This window comes from Cognatiyoonia sediminum (assembly GCF_900129845.1).
Taxonomy (GTDB): Bacteria; Pseudomonadota; Alphaproteobacteria; order Rhodobacterales; family Rhodobacteraceae; genus Cognatiyoonia; species Cognatiyoonia sediminum.
This window is the reverse complement of the sequence record NZ_FQXB01000007.1, coordinates 16,487-35,677: the sequence shown is the minus strand read 5'-3', so window position 1 is coordinate 35,677 and position 19,191 is coordinate 16,487. Positions and strand designations below refer to the sequence as shown.

The window sequence follows — 19,191 nt, the reverse complement described above, 5'->3', positions numbered from 1 at the left end:
CAACCATACTCGACCGAAATGAAAATTAGACTTTAGCGATGCAGCCAAGCGATTGTTCATAGGGCAGACTTAACTTGTGAACGTATTGGAGAGTGACATGAACAAGTCTGTAAAAATTACGTCCCCAGTGGAAGTACTGGACCACGCCAATTTCTCGCATAGCGTTGATAAAGAAGTTGGAGTGTCTACAAATGTGGAGCGCTTTCATCGCCCATGGGGCTTTTACGAAACATTGATGTTAGGTAAGCGCTTTCAAGTGAAGCGCATCGTGGTATGGCCAGGACGCAAACTGAGTCTTCAATGCCATTTGCATCGGGCCGAGACGTGGGTGGTTGTTGCAGGCTGCGCCAAAGTGACAATTGATGTAGAAACCAAACTCCTTAGCGAAAACGATTTTGTACGCATTCCACTGGGTGAAGTTCACCGAATGGAGAACCCGGGCAAGACCCCAATGCACCTTATCGAAGTTCAAAGTGGCGTATATCTCGGAGAGGACGACATCATCCGCTATGAAGACGACTACGGTCGGATTTAATTACTCCTACCCCCTCAGGAGTTTGCGCGGCCTACGGTCACTCACAGTACGCGCAATTGAAGCCCGTGATCACCTATTCTGGTGATCACGGGTTCTCATTTTTTGTATCGTCAATTTTCAAGGATAGCCCTGCATATCCATACGCATATATCCGACATGCTTTTGATCGCGCAGCTGTACTTCGTCTAAAAACCAGAAATTTTTCAGTAGTTTATACAACTTGTAGAGATTTAATTTGACAGCGAGTGATGCAAAATATGATGGATATGCAACTGATAAATGCCTCTCAGGCCGTACCAGTACAGCTCGACAAAGTAACTGAAAAGCCTTGCATTAGTGTCGTAGGTTTAGGTTATGTCGGGGCTGTCTCGACGGCCTGTTTGTCCAGCCTTGGACATCCTGTGATTGGCGTCGATGTTGATATTTCAAAGGTAGAGCAGATCGCCTCCGGCATCTCACCCATCCACGAGAAAGATTTAGATCGTCTACTGTTAGAAGGCATTGAAAGAAATCTCATACATACCACGACAGACGTTTCACAGGCCGTAGTTGACTCTGACGTGACCTTTGTATCTGTTGGTACCCCGACCTCAGAAGATGGCGGTTGCGATTTTAGCTATATCGACACCGCGGCCCGTTCGATTGGCCTAGGTCTTTCTCGAAAAGGGGGATTTCATACCGTTGTGATGCGTTGCTCTATTCCTCCTGGCACGACGCTCGAAATGATGGCGCCGGTGATTGAAGAAGTGTCAGGTAAGACGGTCGGTGTCGACTTTGGAATTTGCTTTAATCCTGAATTCTTGCGCGAAGGTGTGGCGGTTGCTGACTTTCATGCCCCACCGAAAACGGTCATCGGCGTTACTGACAGTCGGTCTGAACGTATCATGCGCAAGATTTATAGTGCCGTGGATAAGAATGTCATCGTTACTTCGGTCGAAACAGCCGAAATGGTGAAGTACATTGATAACGTTTGGCATGCGACCAAAGTGACATTTGCAAACGAGGTGGGTCGTCTTTGTAAGCCGCTTGGCGTCGATAGTCATGATGTTATGGATATCTTTGTTCAAGATACCAAGCTCAACTTGAGCTCGTATTATTTAAAGCCCGGCTTCGCATTCGGTGGATCATGTCTTCCTAAAGAAGTGCGCGCGGTAGCGCATATAGCCGAAGGCATCGGCGTCAACCTGCCTTTGATCAAATCACTCAGTACTTCCAATAGCGCCCACATCGACGCAGCGATCCAAATGGCAAAGGACACAGGAGCAAGACGAATTGGCGTTTTTGGTATCGCGTTTAAGCCTGGAACAGATGATTTGCGCGAAAGCCCGATTTTAGAAGTTATGGCTGCTTTGGAAGAGGAAGGTATCGAGATCTTTGTTCATGATTCAGCAATTACAAAGAAAACGTCGTTATCCGGTCAATTGAGTTACATGCGCCATGGCAGCCCTGGGCTTCGCGCTTTGGCATCGCGATTGTCTGATATGTTGTACGACGACGCTGTCGATGTAATGGAGAAGTCCGATGCGGTGATCGTTACCCATGCGCACGAAACCTATCGAAAAATTCTAAAGAACGACGAACAAAAACCTGTCTTGGACCTTGTTCGGCTGAACTCGTCTAAGACGGCCGGTCCAAACTATGCAGGCATTGGTTGGTAAGATGGCTTCTAAATCTCAACCCACCTATCTGGATATCCAGTTTCAGAAACCTCCGGCACAAACGCGACGCCATCTGCCTTTTTCACTGTTCAATTCGACGGCATTCAGCATTGGAACAGCCATCTCGGCCTATCAATATGGTTGCGAAATAGCAGAAATCTTGACGCTATGCGGGATCAGTTGGAGTGCAGCATACTGCGGAGCAACCGTTGTTTATGCAGCTCGTTCACGTTCAGATTTTGATATCCAAAGTCAAGTGCCCCACTACGCTTCGAAGAGGCCTAAGATCATGAAAGGTAGTTGTCCGAGATGAGCGATATTTTTGGCACAAGCAATAATGAGTTTCTCCAAGGAACCCGAGACCCAGACAAGATTGTTGGGCTGGCAGGAGATGACGTCATAGAAGGAGCTGCCGGCGAGGACACAATTTATGGAGACTTCGATCCTGTAAATCTTCTCGAGGGCACTGAAGGCGCTAGCAGCTTTAGTGAGTTTGGTGCCACCGGCGCATGGCAGGTACAAGATAATCCCGACGGCTCAACGTCCATGACACAAACTGTGGAGACCGTAGCCAACACAACATATTCCATATCGTTCGACATTGCTGCCAACTACGGCGCTCAGTCTTTGTCCGGAGCCGTCGAGGTTCTCTGGAATGGAGTGGTTATCGATAGTTTCGATACCAACAGCGCTGTTTTCTCGGCGCACTCTGTCGATTTTTCTGGCACAGGTGGGCCTGGTGAATTGACTTTCAAGTCAGCTGAAAGCAGTGCGGAAAATTCTGGCCCAGTTATTAATACTGACGGACCGGCCTTCTGGTACCAGAAAACCGTTTCATTTGGCGAAGCAGAGCTCAATGTCAGTGCATTCGCTGAAGGCCAAACGCACGTGTATCAAGTCATGAACGGAACGCTAAATGTGTTCGACGTTGAAACTGAAACATACAACAAGGCTGGCATCGACTCGAACGTCAACATCAATGCGATTGGTTTCAACCAAGAAGATGACTTGCTTTATGGCATCGCAGTCGGCAACGGTACAGACACATTGGGTAATTCCGTGTCCTATGGCGACCTGATGATGATTGATGCCCAAGGCAAGAACTACAACCTGGGAAGCACTCCCTACCGTTCCTGGACAGCTGATTTTGATAACAACGGCAACCTCTGGTCCTTTCATTCCAGTATGGACCGTTTGACAATGATCGACGTTGATCAGTTTGACTCAGATGGAAATCCAATCACGACAACATTTAAATTTCCAACAGATCTTGTGACGGATAAGATGTGGGACGTCGCTTTCGACGAAGCCACCCAGTCGTTTTATGGCCTTGTCAAACCAAGTGCTGAAGGGCAGCCTGGCAAGTTGTACACGATCGACATCTCAGAAGTTGCAAATGGAGGTCAACCAACATTCACGTCTGTGTCTGTTACCTCGTCGAAAATAAACGGTGTCGTAAAGCAAGGCATGCCAGCGCTCACTTTTGGTGCACTGATGTTAGACTCTGATGGTAATCTCTATGCAGGCGGCAACGGCGGCGATCATGACATGAACAACTCCACTCGTACTTCTGGTGGTATTTACAAGCTTGAGCTTGATGCTAGCACAGGCGAGTACAGCCTAGTTCTAATTGCAGATGCGCCCAAGGCGTATTCCAATGATGGTGCGATGGACCCTCGTACGAGCGATCCATTTAAAGCGAAAGACACGAGCGTTAATGTCCTGATTAAGTCTCCGGAACTCACCCCAAAACTTGATGCAAACGAAACCTATGATGACATCATCCATGGTGGGGGTGGAAAAGACAATTTGTCCGGCGGTTTTGGAATAGATGAAATTGTGGGCTCATCGTTGGGAGATACAATCGATGGAGGTGTCGGTGACGATGCGCTGTATGGTGGAGCGGGACCTGATGCTGTAAGCAATGGCCTCATATCAATCTATGATGCGAACGGGCTTCGATACGACCAATTCGGCAACCTTTTGCCTGAAGATGACGACATATTGATTGGTGGAGATGGAAACGATCTACTGGACGGATCAGCTGGTTATGACACGCTTTATGGTGGCGTTGGTGACGACACATTAAATGGCGGAACTGGGAACGATGAACTGCACGGCGGTGATGGCAACGATATTTTATCCGGTGGCAAACATGATGATGTTCTTAAGGGAGATGAAGGTGACGATCACCTTGACGGAGGGACTGGCGCCGACGAATTGCAGGGTGGCGAAGGAGACGATTTAATATTTGGCGGAAAACATGATGACGTCATCGCTGGCGGCGTGGGGTCTGATGATATTCAGGGCGGTTCTGGTAACGACACTATTGACGGTGGTGACGGTGATGATGTGATAAACTCGGGCTCGGATGATGACGATGTAATGGGTGGCGTAGGAAATGATCACATCGACTCCAGTAGTGGAAATGACACAGTCTATGGCGGTGCAGGAAATGATCACATCAAATCTGGCTCTGGAAACGACGTCGTCGTAGGCGGCGAAGGAAATGACTATATCAGCGCACACAAAGGCGATGATGTTATTGATGGCGGTACTGGTCGCGATAAGATTAACGCTGGCTCAGGAGCTGACGTAATCTCGGGTGGAGCGGGCAGCGATACTTTTGTTTTTCGTTCGGATGTCTTGGATGGAGAAAAGAATATAATTCAAGACTTTACAAGGACAGGAAGTGAAAACGACCGGTTAGATCTTAGATCATTAAATCTACTAGCTGCGGATCAAACTGAAGCAGAATGGATCCAAGAAAATGTTGATAAAAATACTTCTTCTATCACTATCAATCTTGGCAGCACTACAATCGTATTGATTGATCATAATGACCTGGGTGTAGAAAATTTCCTTGATGAAATTTCTGATGGTTTCTTGTTCTAAAAAGGAAAAAGGGTCCCGCTGTTAAAACAGTCCAGCATCCTTGGCAATCATGGCAGCATGTGTGCGGTTTTTCGCATCCAACTTTCGACTGAGGGTCTTGACGTGAAGCTTGATAGTTACTTCCTGCAATTCCAGCTCACGTGCAATTTCCTTATTGGCCAAGCCGCGGCATAAACCGTTTAGAACATCCAGTTCCCTAGCGCTGAGCCCCTTGGCAAGCGGGTTGATATCCTCAACGACTTCTTCGGTCATGAATTTGACCGGCACGAAGGTTTCGCCTGCGACCATAAACCGAACTGCGTTGACCAATGACTTGGCGCCCATCGTCTTTGGTAGAAAGCCAATTGCTCCTTTGTCCAGTGCCTCTTGAGCAATTGCTTTCGGAGCAGTGCCAGACATCACGGCCACAGGACGCCCGATGCTCTCCTCAATCGCTTGTTCAAGGCCGTCAAGGCCATTCATACCAGGCATAGAGTAGTCAAGCAGCACGAGATCGAAGCGGATGCCGCCTTTGATCGTCTTGATCGCCGCGGTCAAATCCTCAACTGAGGTTACCTCGATATCGTTTTCCTTCTCTAGAAAGGCAGCAAGAGTATCGCGAACCAACTCGTGGTCGTCTGCAATAAGGATCTTCAACCTTGGGCCCTCCATCGACACCTAGTTACATTATAAGCTAAATAATAAGCCGACAAACCGGCAAGAACATGGCTCAAGTCTATAAATTTACAATAAAATTAGGAAAGCTCTTCTCTAACTCGTGCCCACACCTCTAATAATGTCCTTTTTGTTGATTGAATATGGTTGAATTCACCATTTTTTGCGAACCCTTCGAGTGATTTAAGCGCTTCGTGCAATTCGGACGCGCCAATCATTGCGGCACTTCCTGCAAACTTATGCGCGCTTTCTATAAGATCTTTGCCTTCAAGTGCTGGGAGACTGGCAAGAAATGCCTCTCCTTCATCGCGAAACCGAGCCAAGGTTGTTTCAAAACCTTCGGTACCCAAAAGCTCTAAAAGTTCTTGAAGTTGATCAGTATCAAGGACTGAGTGCGATGTTGGAGCGATTACGTCACGAAGCGCTTCGGCAAGTTTGGTACGCGATATCGGCTTGCTCAAGACCTCGTTTATTCCATCAGAAATAATTGCTTCTCGATCCGCTTCGACAACATTTGCAGTAAGGGCAACGATTGGGGCATTTGCCGATTTACCCTGACTTGAGCGGATTGTGCGTGTCGCCTCGCGCCCATCCATTACCGGCATCGTAATGTCCATGAAAATTAGATCAAACGCTGTGTCCTCGGCGGCTTCGACTCCGGCTCTGCCGTCGGCGGCTTCGGTCACACTGTGCCCCATTTTCTTGAGCATCTCACGTGCAACCTGACTATTGATTTCATTATCCTCAACTACAAGGATGTTCAGCGGCTTCTGTTTCACGGTTTTTTCCAACTCATCCGCTGTGTCAGTATCCATCAGCGTATGAAAAGGAGCCCGGAACGTAAATGTGCTGCCTTTCCCTATTTTGCTCTCGACAGTCACTGTGCCGCCCAGAGCTTCCGCATAACGTCTGGCAATGCCCAAACCCAATCCAGTTCCGCCAGACGAACGGTTGAACGAAATGTTACCTGTTACAAAGTCATCAAAGACCATGTCGAGTTTTTCGGGCTCAATTCCGATGCCATTATCGCTAACGCGGAATTCAAGTTCTGGTTGGCCCTCTGATCCGCCCACTTTCTCGATCTCAATTCGCACCTGGCCGTTCTTTGTGAATTTAACAGCGTTTCCTATGAGGTTCAGCAAAACGGGCTGCAATAGGTCTGGGTCTGAATTTACTGTTCCGACTGACTTACCCTTCCACACCCATTCAAGTTGAGTGTTATGTGCGTCGGCTTGGCCAGACTGGCTGTCTAACAAATCTTGTAAAAAGGGTTCGATTTCCATTGGTCGTCTAGACTGTTCCAATGATCCGCTATCGTAACGTGTGATATCAAGTACACCTGTGACATGACTCAACAGCAGTCGACCTGACGTTTCCATATTTGCGATGTATTCGCGTTGATCTTTCCCGATATTGGTGTCCTTAAGCAGCGAAAGATTACCTAGCAAACCATTCAGTGGTGTCCGAATTTCGTGGCTCATCACAGCCAAAAATTCGCTCTTTGCCTTTTCACTTTCGAGCGCTTTGTCCCTCGCTTGGACGAGTTCCAACTCGGCCGCAACCTTTTCAGAGATATCCCTCAAGAAGGCAATGAAGAGCTCACCATCCTCTGTTTCAGCGGATTGAATGGCAAGTTCGACAGGGAAGAGCTCACCATTTTTGCGCACAGCTTCAAGTTGGACGCGGCCATGTCCGACGACATGTTTTTCACCGTTCTCTTTCATGCGCTGCATACCTGCCTCGTGGCCCGCTTTGAGATGTTCTGGCACGATCACATCACCAATATTCTTGCCAAAAACATCTTCAGCATAGTGGCCAAAAATCTCTTCCGATGCATTGTTAAACTCCAGGATCTCGCCGCGGATGTTTGCGACAATGACTCCATCTAATGATGTCGAAATGATCGTGTTAATGCGCTCGTTCACTTCCAAGGTGTCGCGCTGCTGCTTCCGACTTCGAGTGTTGAGCCAACTGAGGTAGAGAATTAGGCCGCTCAACAGCACTATTAGACCAGCAACGATATATCCTAGACGTGCAAGGGCGGCAGAAAAGGCAAGACGCTGACGATCGGCAAGCTCTGCAAAGAAGTTCAAACCGGAATTCGCTAAGGCGCGTACCTCGGGCCTAACGTTCTCAGTTGCGGTTTGCATATCCTTTAAGCTGTCTAGCAGCTCTTCATCGCTTCCGTCAATAAACGCTACGGACGATGTCAGGAATGCATTCACCAAATTCAAATGTTCTGAGAAACCTTCTTCCAATCTAAGTCCTGAGAACAATTGCCCATTGTTGACAGTCGTTATTCGGCTATAGAAGACATCAAATTCCCTGCGAACGGATATCAGATCACCGTTTTCTTTTTCTACGGCACTCGCTAGCGCGATCCAATACTCCAGAAATTCGACTTCAATCTGGCTCAATGTCCATTGAATATTGTCCGATCTAGCAGCCTCAAGTTGGTCTATTTCTTCACGTACATTTCTGGCGAATAACACCACTGCTGCAATGCAAAGTAAGGTCGCCAAGATCATGAAGATCTGGCGACCCCGCCGTCTCGACTCTTGAAATTGCGACATTTTAGATTCTCGCCTTTTTAGTCCAAAGACTAGTCGACGATCGCAATTCGGTCCAATTGCCAAATGCTCCGTGAGTAGATAACTTCAGCTTGATATTCAGACTTGGAGTCGTACGGATAAACTATCCAAAGTGGGCCCTTATCGCGTATGGACATTTCTTCACCGTTAAGTCGGTAAGCGATCATCGGGCCATCAATGACGGCGTCACTTACCGGGATTTCAACAGTATAGTCGTTGATAGCGCTGGCAAGGATTGTGCCATTTTCTATACCCAGTGAGTTAAGGAAGGATTTCAGCGATACACCAGAGAAGGTCTGAGGCCCTGTTGTCCATATCGTTGTTGTCGAAAACTGATCTTCGCCGAACGCATTCAAGTCTTCCAACGTAAATTCGACAGGCTCTTGCGTTCTATTCTCAAATCTCAATGTTAATACAACTTCGGCTGAATCTTCAGAAGCAATAGCTAAGCCTGTCGTTACGAGAAGAATCGCAAAAAGTTTAAAGAAAATAGACATATTTTCGGTCCTCACACTGATTTAACGTATTGCATGAGCCTGGGCACTCAAGACGGCATTAGAATAGGGGACTATACTTTCGTATAGCCTTCACCTGAAGACCCCTGGAAAAATCATTCATATGTTTCGCTGCGCTGCAGAATAGTGATGAATGCCAAAGGCAGCATTGGGCCGCTTGCGCCCGCACCTGCGTCTAAAATTCCGACATTGCAAAACGCAACTGATGGTTACGGCGAGCTTAAACACCCCAAATGCTGAACATGGCCCGAACAATCGAGCAGTGCATAATGCCGACATTCATTTCTGAAAGATCAACTCATGGTCGTCCTCCAAGCAGAAGCGATGAACTCTGCATGTGTAGCCCCAGTTTGACGGAATGGATCGAGAAGAAATTAGACGGCAGCTTTCGTTGAAAACGACCACTTAAGTGGGGCTGATCAATCAAGGTTTTGATGGTCCCTGCACAGAACTTGTGGCGCAGACTCTATAATTCGCAGACAGAAGCGCGCAGAAAGAATTGGCGAGACATCGCCTAATGCCGTTGGATTAGGATCTAAGAGGGTGATGACCTGTGTAATGGCGAGCGCCGTCCGAATAGCCCTCCCGACTCAGCCAAAGAGCGGATTCATCTGACCGGGCCGATAGATTGACTTTACCTGAGTGTCCTGGGGTCTATCTGGACATTGATTTCCGGAACCGGTCGGGCTGCAGTTTTGTTGTCCTGTTTTGTTGCCTTTATTGTTCACTCGAGCTCTGAGCGCTCGCGCCGTTAGAAGAAGTTTCAACCGTCAAACAATTCATCTGGCATTGTCAGAAGAACTTTGCTTGAGCGGGGCAGGGCGGTCGCATAGCTTCCAGCAATGACCAAACCTGTCCGCGAGCCTCGGTTGGAGGTCTGTACGGTCGGCGGACAATCGTTCCGCTAGATCAGCCAAAGTGGCTATTGAAACCTCAATATTACGGCTCGATCGGCCCGACCGCCATGCTTCGGCGCGTCTTGGGCGCGGGCGATCAAGATCAGCCAATGGGCGGCCAATGCGGCTTTCTGATGTGAACTGAAATCCTAGCGTGAGTGCTTTGAAGAGTTCTTGTATGACCTCTTGGTCGTTCTTGAACAGACCAGAGGGCGACAAAAGCGTCTCGCTGAAGTCCACCTCCCAGTCATCGGCGATTGCGTTTGCTGACTCGGCAATATCGGCAGCCGCCGTTTGAATCAGCGAACAGCGATAATCCTCCTCACCCACGTCGCGGAGCGCATCTTCGTAGAGCAGAAACTCCATCGCATAGAAACCGCGCGCGGCAATGGAAACGTCAGAGAAGTCTTCCACGTTCAACCCTGCTTCATCCGAATTGGAAAGAAGCCTGCCAAGTGTTTTCGGTGTTGAACCGCGAGGGTCTGGCCAGAACGCGAGAGCAAAGGCGCGATCGTCAGTTTCACTTGGGCCAAATCGAAGGTGGCTAACGGCAATCCAATCATCGAATGCCTCGTTATAGGCGGCCCGAAGAGGCTCTGACTCAGGCAAGCAGTCCATCATTGCCGTTTCACTCAAGGCTGTCGTCGTTTCCTTCAGCGCTTCATAGCGGGGAAGAATATGGTTCTGGACCGTATCTTGAATGATCTGACGCTGGTCGGCATGTGCCAAGGTTGCTTGAAAAATAATGCCAATTGCAAAAATGTGTTTCATCAAAGGCTCTCCAAGAAACGGATAAGTGCTTCGCGGTCTTCTTTGGGCATATCTACAACAACTTGCTTGCTCTCCTCAGCTTCGCCACCATGCCAAAGGATTGCCTCCATCAGATTGCGCGCTCTACCATCATGCAGAAACCGTGTATGTCCGCTCACCTGTTCCGTTAAACCAATGCCCCAAAGTGGCGGGGTGCGCCATTCCCGACCTGTCGCACGGGCTTCGGGCCGATTGTCCGCCAAACCCTCCCCCATGTCGTGTAAGAGCATATCCGAATAGGGCCATATCAACTGAAAGCTGTGCTCAGGCCGATCTTCGAGCCGGTGCGTGACGAACTTCGGGGTATGGCAAGACGTACAGTTGGCTGAATAGAACATCTCCTTGCCGCGTAATACTTCTACATCTTCAATGTCTCGACGAGCGGGCGGCGCGAGGTTCCGCGTATAGAACGTCACTAGGTCCATCCCCTCCTGATCAATCTCGAAGACCCGAGCATCGCCATCACCGTGTGGAGCGTTCTGGCAATCTGGTTGCGCGACGGTGCAATCACCATACGGTTGTGGAAACAGTGGGCTAGAGATTCCAACGTCACCAGAAAAAGCTGCCGCATTCTGCTCAGGCAATGTTGGTTGCCCCGCTTTGTGACCAAAGCGCCCAAGCATGGCGGTCTCGTATTCGTGAGACCAGATGATATTTGGCCGTCCAGAAATGCCGTCACCGTCGACATCGTCAGGGTCAGCGTTGGCAAGAATATCGACTGCGGGAATTGCCTCTAAAAGCCCCAACCCAATCATCTGTTGCGCGACCCTTGGGCTGAACATGGTATCGGGGTGGAATTCGCCATATCCTTGGTTTTCATAACCGTAGATTGGCCGTTGAAGCACAAATGTCTCACCGCCGGAAAGTTCCACCGGCACATCTTCATACTCGATCTGCAACCGAAACTCAGCGGGTTGCCCGGCAACAGTGAAGTCTTGTAGCTGGCCACCGTAGGTAGGTTCCGGCTTGGTCGCGATATAGTCTTCAATCTCGGCTATGGCGTCTTCGTAGGTCCCGGGGATCGAGACCCTTACCAACATGGATATCGCATTGTCATCTGTATTGGCTGGCGGATGTCCGCGTCCGTCCTTTATGTGGCACCTTTGACAGGACCGCGCATTGAAGAGCGGCCCCAACCCATCGGACGCGAGTGTCGAGGAAGGTGAAGAGGTCCAAAGCTTCCTGAACAGTCCATTCCCAACCTTGAAATCCAATTCGTCCTCGAAGGGAAGGTTGTCGGACGAGATGGAAAACGCATCTGCAGTTCGACGCGCTCTGACCGTAGTGGCCCCTGCTGGACGGGCCTCAAACGACTCAGCGCTGTTAAAATCTGTCGTGGGGGAGGTGACATTAGCGATTCTTGTGCGTTCTTCCGCCGTTCGAGGAATCACATTTAGGTGCAAATCGCTCGAAATGTCCTGCGAGACCGCCTCAAACGGTAAAATACCAGCAACAAAGACGGTTAAAAACGTACGGAGCATCTTTTGTCCTTCAAATTTCCGACTATATTAGTCAAGTACGAAAAAACTGTCCACGCGGGCATCTGCGAAATTTTGGATTTTTAGAATGCTGGCGCATAAATTAGACCAACTACAACAGTTCGACGATGTGGCACATCTTGTGCCATTTTTGAACAAACTGCGCTTCCTCTCCTTTGAATGTCGGGCTTCCGCTAGGCTCGATTTGTTTCAAGCCTGCAGCGTACTCGAACTAGATAGCTCAAAGGCATCAGACAACTTTGCACGAATTTTAGTGCGGGTTATCGGCCAAGCTCTCGATAAACCAATGGAGTTTTTGGCGCCGGGATCAGAGATTAGAACATTTGACGAAGATTGGCTCTTGAGGGTCCTAGATTGCCGGATGCGAAACGACACAGATAGCTATCTTTTCCTTCTGATGCGCCGCGTACCAGCGACCAAGCGCAGTAGTCTTGACCTACTATTAAAGAATATTGCGCTTCAGTAAGAAATTTAGACCAAAGGTCTTGCTCTCTTTTAGAATTATTCTAAATTAAATGGTATAGCCAGCTTACGCCAGCCAACAAATCTATTTCAAAAGAGGTTTCAGATGAATCAGACGGCAGCAACTCTTGCATCTGACGCGCAATCCGAAATTTGTGATGCGCTCAATCAATCTGTGGCTGAGGTTGTCGTCACAACCATGTTGGCCCAGAATTTCCATTGGAACGTAAAAGGTATGGCTTTCGGCCCGCTCCATGCAATGTTTCAAGAGATCTATGAGGACCATTTCGTCGCACAGGATGATCTGGCCGAACGCGTGCGGGCCTTGGGGGGTCACGCCGAAGGGCAGCTGAGCGGCATGATTGCGCGCTCCAAAGTTGAAGAGCACGATGGTCACGCATCAGACAAAGAAATGATCAAGACCTTGGCTGAGGCTCAGCGCACCGTTGCAGCTACGTTGGCGGGCACCGCAGCGATTGCAGCCAAACACGGCGATCTTCTTACGGAAGACTTGTGTATCGGTCGCGGCCAAACGCATGAGAAATTTGCTTGGCTCCTCAGCGCTCACCTTGAGTGACTAGGCAGCATCCGGGGGCTTAAAGCCCTTCTTTCTAAGCTTTTTGGCATAAAGTTCAGGCCACGAATGGAACTTTCCCATGCTGGCCTGTTGCAGTTTCAGCATATCCACAAATGCCGCCCGATGCTTGTCCTTCTTAAGCTCCTTAAAGAGGGATTTCTGTGCTTTGGTCATCGAACACGCGATGCAATGACCTTGACGTTTGTATTTGCAAACATCGACACATGGGCTTGGGTGCTTGGGCATAACTGACCTGGCTCAATGATAGAAGAAGGGCGCCAAGGCGCCCCTCCAAGATAGTCTTTCAAAGTCTTATTGGAAGACTGCGTCTGGATTGTCGAGGCTATCTGACCCTTCAAACTCAATTGCGTCCACCCCAAGGGCAGCAACAACGCGCTCAATGGAGCGCGTTTGGTCGACAAGCCCGTTTACGCCACCCATGATCAGCGCTTCGCCTGCTGCGTTACCCTGTTCAAGCATTTGGTCATATGCAAATCCAGACTCAGCAGCGTGTTTGATGCGTCCAAGCGCCATTACGGCTGACGATAGTTTGGATTGCATCTCGACGTTGAGGTCACCGTTGCTTTCAGCAACAAGGTCGGCCAAGGACGCGCCAGACACGACAGACCCATCCGTGCGTACATATTCGCCAAGGTAGACGTTCTGGATGCCGACACCATTGTAGTAATGGTCATTGTGGGTGTTGTCGGCAAAGCATGAGTGCTCTTCCTCCGGGTCATTCAACATGACGCCGAGACGCATCCGCTCACCCGCTGTTTCGCCGTAAGACAAAGAACCCATACCTGTCAGCATTGCGATGATGCCAGCATCTTCGTCTGCCATAACCGACGAACGGGCCTCACCGCCGTCCGCCCATTGCGCAGCCATCCACTCAAGATCAGACACCAACAGGTCCGTCGCTGCTTGCAGATACTCACCACGACGATCGCAATTGCCGTTCGTGCAATCATCGCCCATCGCGTAATCGGTCCATGGGCGTTCGCCTGCACCAGCGCCATGACCGTTCAGGTCTTGTCCCCAAAGTAGGAACTCAATCGCGTGATAACCTGTTGCAACATTGGCTTCGACACCATCCGCCTCTTGAAGCGTCTCCTCTAGAAGCGCCGGCGTAATTGCAGAGGCATCGACCATTGCACCCGAGAGATCGAGCTTCGCATTGGCAACAACGTTAAGAACAGCGAAGGCATTTTCATCAGAAGGTCCACCGTAAGACGCATCAACATAGTCGATCAGACCTTCATCTAACGGCCATGCGTTCACCTTGCCTTCCCAGTCGTCAACGATCGCGTTGCCAAAGCGGAAAACTTCGGTCTGCTGATATGGAACGCGCGCAGCCAACCAAGCCGCTTTTGCGGCCTCAAGGTTCTCTGCCGATGGGCTTTCCACAAGCGCGTTGACAGCCGCTTGCAAGACCTGAGCTGTCGCAAGGCTATCTTCGTAACCTGCCTGCGCAATGTCTGCATAGTTGTCCAAAATCGCTGCCTTTTCGACAGCGAAGGCCGGAGAAGTAAAAGCGACCGCCACTGCCGTGGTTGCTAAATATACGCGTTTCATTTTGTTTTTCCTCTAATGAATGGTTGCGTGTTGATGTGTCGGTGTCGGCACCGCTGAGGGTGCTGCAAGTCTCATTTGTTTGAAAGCCAAGCCAATCTCGGTTGCGAGGGACGTTAGTAAAGGCGCCATGTCTGGGCGCACCATAAGAGTTGCCATAAGAAGCGCGTCTTCTCGTTCACCGTCCGCCGCATAGGATATGAAGTTGGCAAAACAGGCTTCATCACCCCCAAGGCATTTGCATTGGACCGAATGCCGCATCAAAGGCCGGCGACCATGTTGAACGCACATCCGACAAAGTTCGCCAAATGCCTGGGTCAAGTGCTCTGCTTGCTGACACTCGAAAACGGAAGCGAAATCGCCAAAGATCTCTTGTTTCCGACTCCCACCTTCGCACCAAAGCCGCAGATAAATGACTGACGCCGCTTCTGGCCCGGTTAATTCAGTGAGGTACCCGACCGGCGCGCCCCCTCGATGTCTGTGAGTACAACTCATTTCGTGAGGATGAGCTTTCCTGCGCGGGTAATACGCAGATTATAGACTTGGTCATTTAGGACAATTTGCGCTTGGTCTCCGCCCTTTGTGAGGTCGGATGCGTCATATGTCGGAAGATGATTTTTTGGTGGAATGACGGTTGAGGTCATAGCGTGAACATTCATGAACGTAGCTCCTTTGATCTTTCCAAATGATCAAGGGTCCACTCGAGGCTAAAGCCGTCCGCTACAGTCGAGCTCTGCCACATGCGCATAAGTTCTGCTTTCTCGGTGCAGCATTCATTTTCTCGTGTCTGTGGCTGATCTTCTTCGTCCCGGTGGCGATCCATCACGGATGTCCCTTCATCGTTCGATCATCGGGCTTCCCTAAATTCAGGGTGGCTGGACATTGATTCCAAATCTGAGTGAACTAGTCGGAAATGTCAATCTGAGTTTTTTTGTCGGTTATTTTGTCGCGCCACTTGACTCGCAAGCCGCATTCCTGATTAGAGAACTCAGGAATTAATCTGAGCATTTCGCTCAGATACAGAGAGGGTACGATATGCTCAAATCAATATTGAAATCGACGACGATCGTTGCATCACTTGCAATGGCAGCTACTGCAGCCATGGCAGATGGTCATGCACAGACTTACGGTCCATTTCCAATCACGCTTCAAGGCTACGAAGGCGACAAGACAGATTCCACCGGTTACACGGGTCAGATTGCGCGTCACGTTCTTCATGACAGCCTTAAGAAACTTGCTGGCCAAGGCGACGGCGGCAGCAACGCAGAAGAGCTCGAAGCTCAGATGCTCGCTTATTTCTCAGGCTCCGACGAAGATCTGCCGATTATCGCGCCAGCGACCAAAGGCGATTTTGTTGTGGCCCAGACAATGGTTGGCGAAATCTCCGGCGGCAAGAACATCGAAGGTAAATTTTACAATGGCCTGATGCCAGCATGGCCAGGTGCGATGTCAGGCGTCGATGTCGCGCTCAACATGATCAGCAACGCAGCAGCGTCAAACGCAGGGTTCTCTCCCGAAACTGGCTACGACTGGGGCCAGCTGATTTCCAAGTTCACCATGGGTGCGATGGCCTACAACCAAGCTGTAGACAACTACCTGGACGAGAAGCTCGGCGCAGATAACAAGCCAAACAATGCGCCATACAGCGACGGTGCGCATTACACCGGCAAAGAACATTCTTGGGATGAAGCGTTCGGTTACTTCGGTGCAGCTGCACACACATTGGCTCTATCCGCAGACGACGCATATGCGATCAATAAGCTCAGTGACTTCGCTGTCGCTGACGCGAATGGTGACGGTGCTGTCGACCTCCGCACGGAAATGGTCTTTGGTCCAGCCTACTACGCAGCCAGCTTTGACCGTGCAGGCACACAATCTACCGATTATCTTCAGACCATCATGCAGGCTTACATCGATGGCAGAAACGTCATTACAGACGCTAATGGCGAAGCATTGACCGACGACCAGCGTGCTCAGCTAGTATCGCTGGCTTCCACGATCGAAGACAACTGGGAACAGGTCCTGGCCGAAGCTGTCTTCAAATACGCCGGCTCTGTCTACAAAGACATCAACGCGCTCGCAGAAGCAGGTGACGACAATGCCGAAGCCTACCGCACATATGCTAAGCACTGGGGTGAGCTGAAAGGCTTCTCCATGGCGCTGCAATCTGGTCGCAACAACCTCGGCGAAACAGCAGTGACAATGAACGACCTGATCCTCTTCGGTCCACCAACATTGGACAACTCTTACGTCACAGGTTTCGATTCAGACGGTAACTTCGAAATGGATCGTCGTATCACATGGAACGACTATCAGCTTCAGTTGCTTCAGCTGCAGCAGCTGATGGTTGATAAGTTCGGCGTTCAATCTCGTGTAAACGACCAGCTTGCCGACCTTGAAGGTCTTGCCGAGTCACTCGGCAGCGCGAGCACAGCTGAAACAGACTAATCTGTAGAACGGGGCGGCGCCAATCGCCGCCCCTTTTTCGAAATGGAATTAACGGAATATATCTCAAGCGTCTTTGGCGACTTTATCAATCCGAAGAAGCGCATTTTCCTCGGCTACCTTCTGTTGTCTCTTCTCATTGCATTGCTCTGGCTGGTCACTGTTAAGCGGACCAACCTGACCAACGCATTGGCACGTATCTTTGACCGGAAAATACTGTTTTCCAGTTCTTCGAAAGCGGACTACAAACTCTTCGTTTTCAATCAGCTGATTACGCTCCTGATTTCTCCGATGCTGATCACGCAGCTTACCATCGGAACCGCGATCTACTTCTTTCTACATAAGCAAAGCCTGATCGCTCCCTCTGAATTCAGTTCGCTCAGCACGAGCATGATCATCGGGCTTTTCTCTGTCAGCATGTTTGTGATCGACGATTTCACCAAGTACCTCGTCCATAGATGGATGCACCATTGGCCAGTTCTATGGGCCATACACAAGGTGCATCACTCTGCCGAGACATTGACGCCCATTACCGTTTACCGTGTTCATCCGCTAGAAGGAGTGCTCTACGCCCTCCGAAGCGCAGTCGCGCAAGGGGTCGCCATTTCGATATTTGTTTTCGCATTTGGCAACGCGGTCGATCTTTATACGATATTGGGTGTGAATGTACTGGTTTTTGTCTTTCATGTGACAGGTTCAAACCTGCGCCACAGCCATATTGAAATCCGCTATTGGCCTTGGCTGGAACGGTTTTTGATTTCGCCTGCACAACATCAGTTGCATCACTCGATAGCTGAAAAGCACTATGACAAAAACTTTGGTGCCGCTTTGGCGATTTGGGATTGGATGTTTGGGTCTCTACATCTGTCTGAAAAGGACGAGCAATTGTCATTCGGGGTCATTGGTGAAGAAGACGCTGCCTCGAGTATAGGGGCACTATACTGGCGACCTTTCCGAGACATTTGGAGGCTTTTTTCCAGACGCGCCCAGCAAGCAAAAGATCTCGTCGGCCGTGCCGTTGGGGCCAAACTATGACTATGGCCTACGATCCGTATGCATAGTGCTGAACAAATTGGGCAGCGGGTATTGTCAGAATAACTTAGCTCGAAGCAGGTCAGGGCGGTTTTGTAGCTTCGCGGGATGACAAAATCCGACCCATTTCGCTACTTCAAAACCAGCCCAGAGGTTTTCCGCCTGGCGGTAATGTTGTACTTTCGTTTACCTTTGTCGCTCCGGAACGTGGAAGATTTGCTACACGAACGAGGTGTCGATGTCAGCCACGAGACGGTTCGATATTGGTGGCATCGCTTTGGTCCGACGTATGCTGCCGAGATCCGGAAGCGTCGTATTGAAAGTATGAAGTCCAGCCGCTGGCGGTGGCACCTCGACGAGATGTTCGTGAAGATCAATGGCGAGATGCATTACCTTTGGCGCGCAGTTTGATCATGAGGGTGAAGTGCTTGAAAGCTACGTTACCACGGCCCGCGATAAGAAGGCAGGCCTGAAATTCCTAAAGAAAGCACTGCGTAAGCATGGTCGAGCCAAAGAGATCGTGACAGACAAACTCCGGTCTTATGGAGCCGCCCTACGCGAAATCGGCGCCGACACACGGCAGGAAGTCGGCCGATGGCTCAACAATCGAGCTGAGAATTCACACTTACCATTCCGACGAAGAGAACGTGCTAAGCTCCGGATTCGGCGGATGCGGAGTCTTCAGAAATTCGTCGCTGTAGACGCCTCCGTCTCAAATCACTTCAACCAGGTCCGCCACCCCCTCTCACGAGACAATTTCAAACTAAACCGAAGCGCCGCTCTCGCCAAGTGGCGTCTACTTTGTTCCGAATAGGTTCGCGCGATCAGCGGCAAACTGAGACTGGTACGAATTCGTCTGACAGCACCATTTCTACAGGTTGTTTCGCAAACAAATGGGCGTGACGCCAAAATCCTATCGGAATCTGAATCAAAAAGAGCCTTTTCAGCAGTCTGCTTGAAGGCAACATGCGCGGTGGCATTTGACAACCATGATGGGTTAGATCTGGCTCATGTTTCTGTTTCTAAATCAATTCAAAGGTCGACTGTTGG

The 19,191-nt window shown here is 49.9% G+C and carries 15 protein-coding genes and 3 pseudogenes; 9 read left to right on the top strand and 9 right to left on the bottom strand.

Translation table 11 applies throughout. The features are described 5' to 3' along the window. Positions 1–199 precede the first annotated feature (199 nt). The 3 genes and pseudogenes from BUA85_RS15235 to BUA85_RS15225 form a co-directional block, all read left to right on the top strand. Positions 200–535, top strand: a pseudogene (locus BUA85_RS15235) (cupin domain-containing protein); the annotation flags it as partial. Between the two features lie 257 nt (positions 536–792). Beyond that, positions 793–2,193, top strand: a complete 1,401-nt coding sequence (locus BUA85_RS15230) for a nucleotide sugar dehydrogenase (RefSeq protein WP_083526312.1) — start codon at positions 793–795, stop codon at positions 2,191–2,193. Between the two features lie 309 nt (positions 2,194–2,502). Continuing rightward, positions 2,503–5,088, top strand: coding sequence for a calcium-binding protein (locus BUA85_RS15225; protein ID WP_072902612.1), 2,586 nt, complete (start codon positions 2,503–2,505; stop codon positions 5,086–5,088). Positions 5,089–5,109: 21 nt separating this feature from the next. Here the strand turns inward: BUA85_RS15225 and BUA85_RS15220 are convergent, their stop codons facing one another. The 5 genes from BUA85_RS15220 to BUA85_RS15200 form a co-directional block, all read right to left on the bottom strand. Beyond that, entirely contained in the window at positions 5,110–5,724 is a 615-nt protein-coding gene (locus BUA85_RS15220; protein ID WP_072902808.1) for a response regulator transcription factor, read from the bottom strand. 98 nt (positions 5,725–5,822) lie between these two features. Further along, entirely contained in the window at positions 5,823–8,315 is a 2,493-nt protein-coding gene (locus tag BUA85_RS15215) for an ATP-binding protein (protein WP_072902610.1), read from the bottom strand. Positions 8,316–8,344: 29 nt separating this feature from the next. Then, positions 8,345–8,830, bottom strand: coding sequence for a putative pterin-binding protein (locus BUA85_RS15210; RefSeq protein ID WP_072902609.1), 486 nt, complete (start codon positions 8,828–8,830; stop codon positions 8,345–8,347). Positions 8,831–9,627: 797 nt separating this feature from the next. After that, entirely contained in the window at positions 9,628–10,515 is an 888-nt protein-coding gene (locus BUA85_RS15205; protein ID WP_072902608.1) for an imelysin family protein, read from the bottom strand. After that, entirely contained in the window at positions 10,515–12,035 is a 1,521-nt protein-coding gene (locus BUA85_RS15200) for a di-heme oxidoreductase family protein (protein WP_072902606.1), read from the bottom strand. The genes BUA85_RS15205 and BUA85_RS15200 overlap by 1 nt, the downstream gene beginning before the upstream one ends. Before the next feature lie 85 nt (positions 12,036–12,120). On the opposite strand from BUA85_RS15200, the gene BUA85_RS15195 reads away from it, so the two are divergent. Together BUA85_RS15195 and BUA85_RS15190 are read left to right on the top strand one after the other, a co-directional pair. Continuing rightward, positions 12,121–12,519, top strand: coding sequence for a hypothetical protein (locus BUA85_RS15195; RefSeq protein WP_072902605.1), 399 nt, complete (start codon positions 12,121–12,123; stop codon positions 12,517–12,519). 102 nt (positions 12,520–12,621) lie between these two features. Continuing rightward, complete coding sequence (locus BUA85_RS15190; protein WP_072902603.1) at positions 12,622–13,092, top strand: Dps family protein; 471 nt, start codon at positions 12,622–12,624, stop codon at positions 13,090–13,092. On the opposite strand, the gene BUA85_RS15185 is transcribed toward BUA85_RS15190, so the two are convergent. The 4 genes from BUA85_RS15185 to hemP form a co-directional block, all read right to left on the bottom strand. Further along, positions 13,093–13,338, bottom strand: a complete 246-nt coding sequence (locus BUA85_RS15185; protein WP_072902601.1) for a DUF1289 domain-containing protein — start codon at positions 13,336–13,338, stop codon at positions 13,093–13,095. 66 nt (positions 13,339–13,404) lie between these two features. Further along, complete coding sequence (locus BUA85_RS15180; RefSeq protein ID WP_072902600.1) at positions 13,405–14,667, bottom strand: imelysin family protein; 1,263 nt, start codon at positions 14,665–14,667, stop codon at positions 13,405–13,407. 12 nt (positions 14,668–14,679) lie between these two features. Continuing rightward, positions 14,680–14,985 (bottom strand): hypothetical protein, encoded by a 306-nt coding sequence (locus BUA85_RS16985; RefSeq protein ID WP_242649078.1) that lies wholly within the window; start codon positions 14,983–14,985, stop codon positions 14,680–14,682. A 170-nt stretch (positions 14,986–15,155) separates the two neighbouring features. Beyond that, positions 15,156–15,323 carry a hemin uptake protein HemP gene (gene hemP, locus BUA85_RS15170; protein ID WP_110559109.1) on the bottom strand — a complete coding sequence of 56 codons (168 nt, stop codon included), beginning with the start codon at positions 15,321–15,323 and terminating at the stop codon, positions 15,156–15,158. A 376-nt stretch (positions 15,324–15,699) separates the two neighbouring features. Between hemP and BUA85_RS15165 the strand changes: the two genes are divergently transcribed. From BUA85_RS15165 to BUA85_RS17130, 4 genes and pseudogenes are all read left to right on the top strand, one after another. Next, on the top strand, positions 15,700–17,112 hold the full coding sequence (locus BUA85_RS15165) for a DUF4856 domain-containing protein (RefSeq protein ID WP_072902596.1): 1,413 nt from the start codon (positions 15,700–15,702) through the stop codon (positions 17,110–17,112). A 42-nt stretch (positions 17,113–17,154) separates the two neighbouring features. Further along, positions 17,155–18,144: a sterol desaturase family protein gene (locus tag BUA85_RS15160; RefSeq protein ID WP_072902595.1), complete on the top strand. Its 990-nt coding sequence runs from the start codon at positions 17,155–17,157 to the stop codon at positions 18,142–18,144. Between the two features lie 105 nt (positions 18,145–18,249). Next, positions 18,250–18,955 (top strand): annotated as a pseudogene (locus BUA85_RS15155) (IS6 family transposase). 49 nt (positions 18,956–19,004) lie between these two features. Continuing rightward, positions 19,005–19,100: pseudogene (locus BUA85_RS17130) on the top strand (helix-turn-helix transcriptional regulator); the annotation flags it as partial. Positions 19,101–19,191 lie beyond the last annotated feature (91 nt).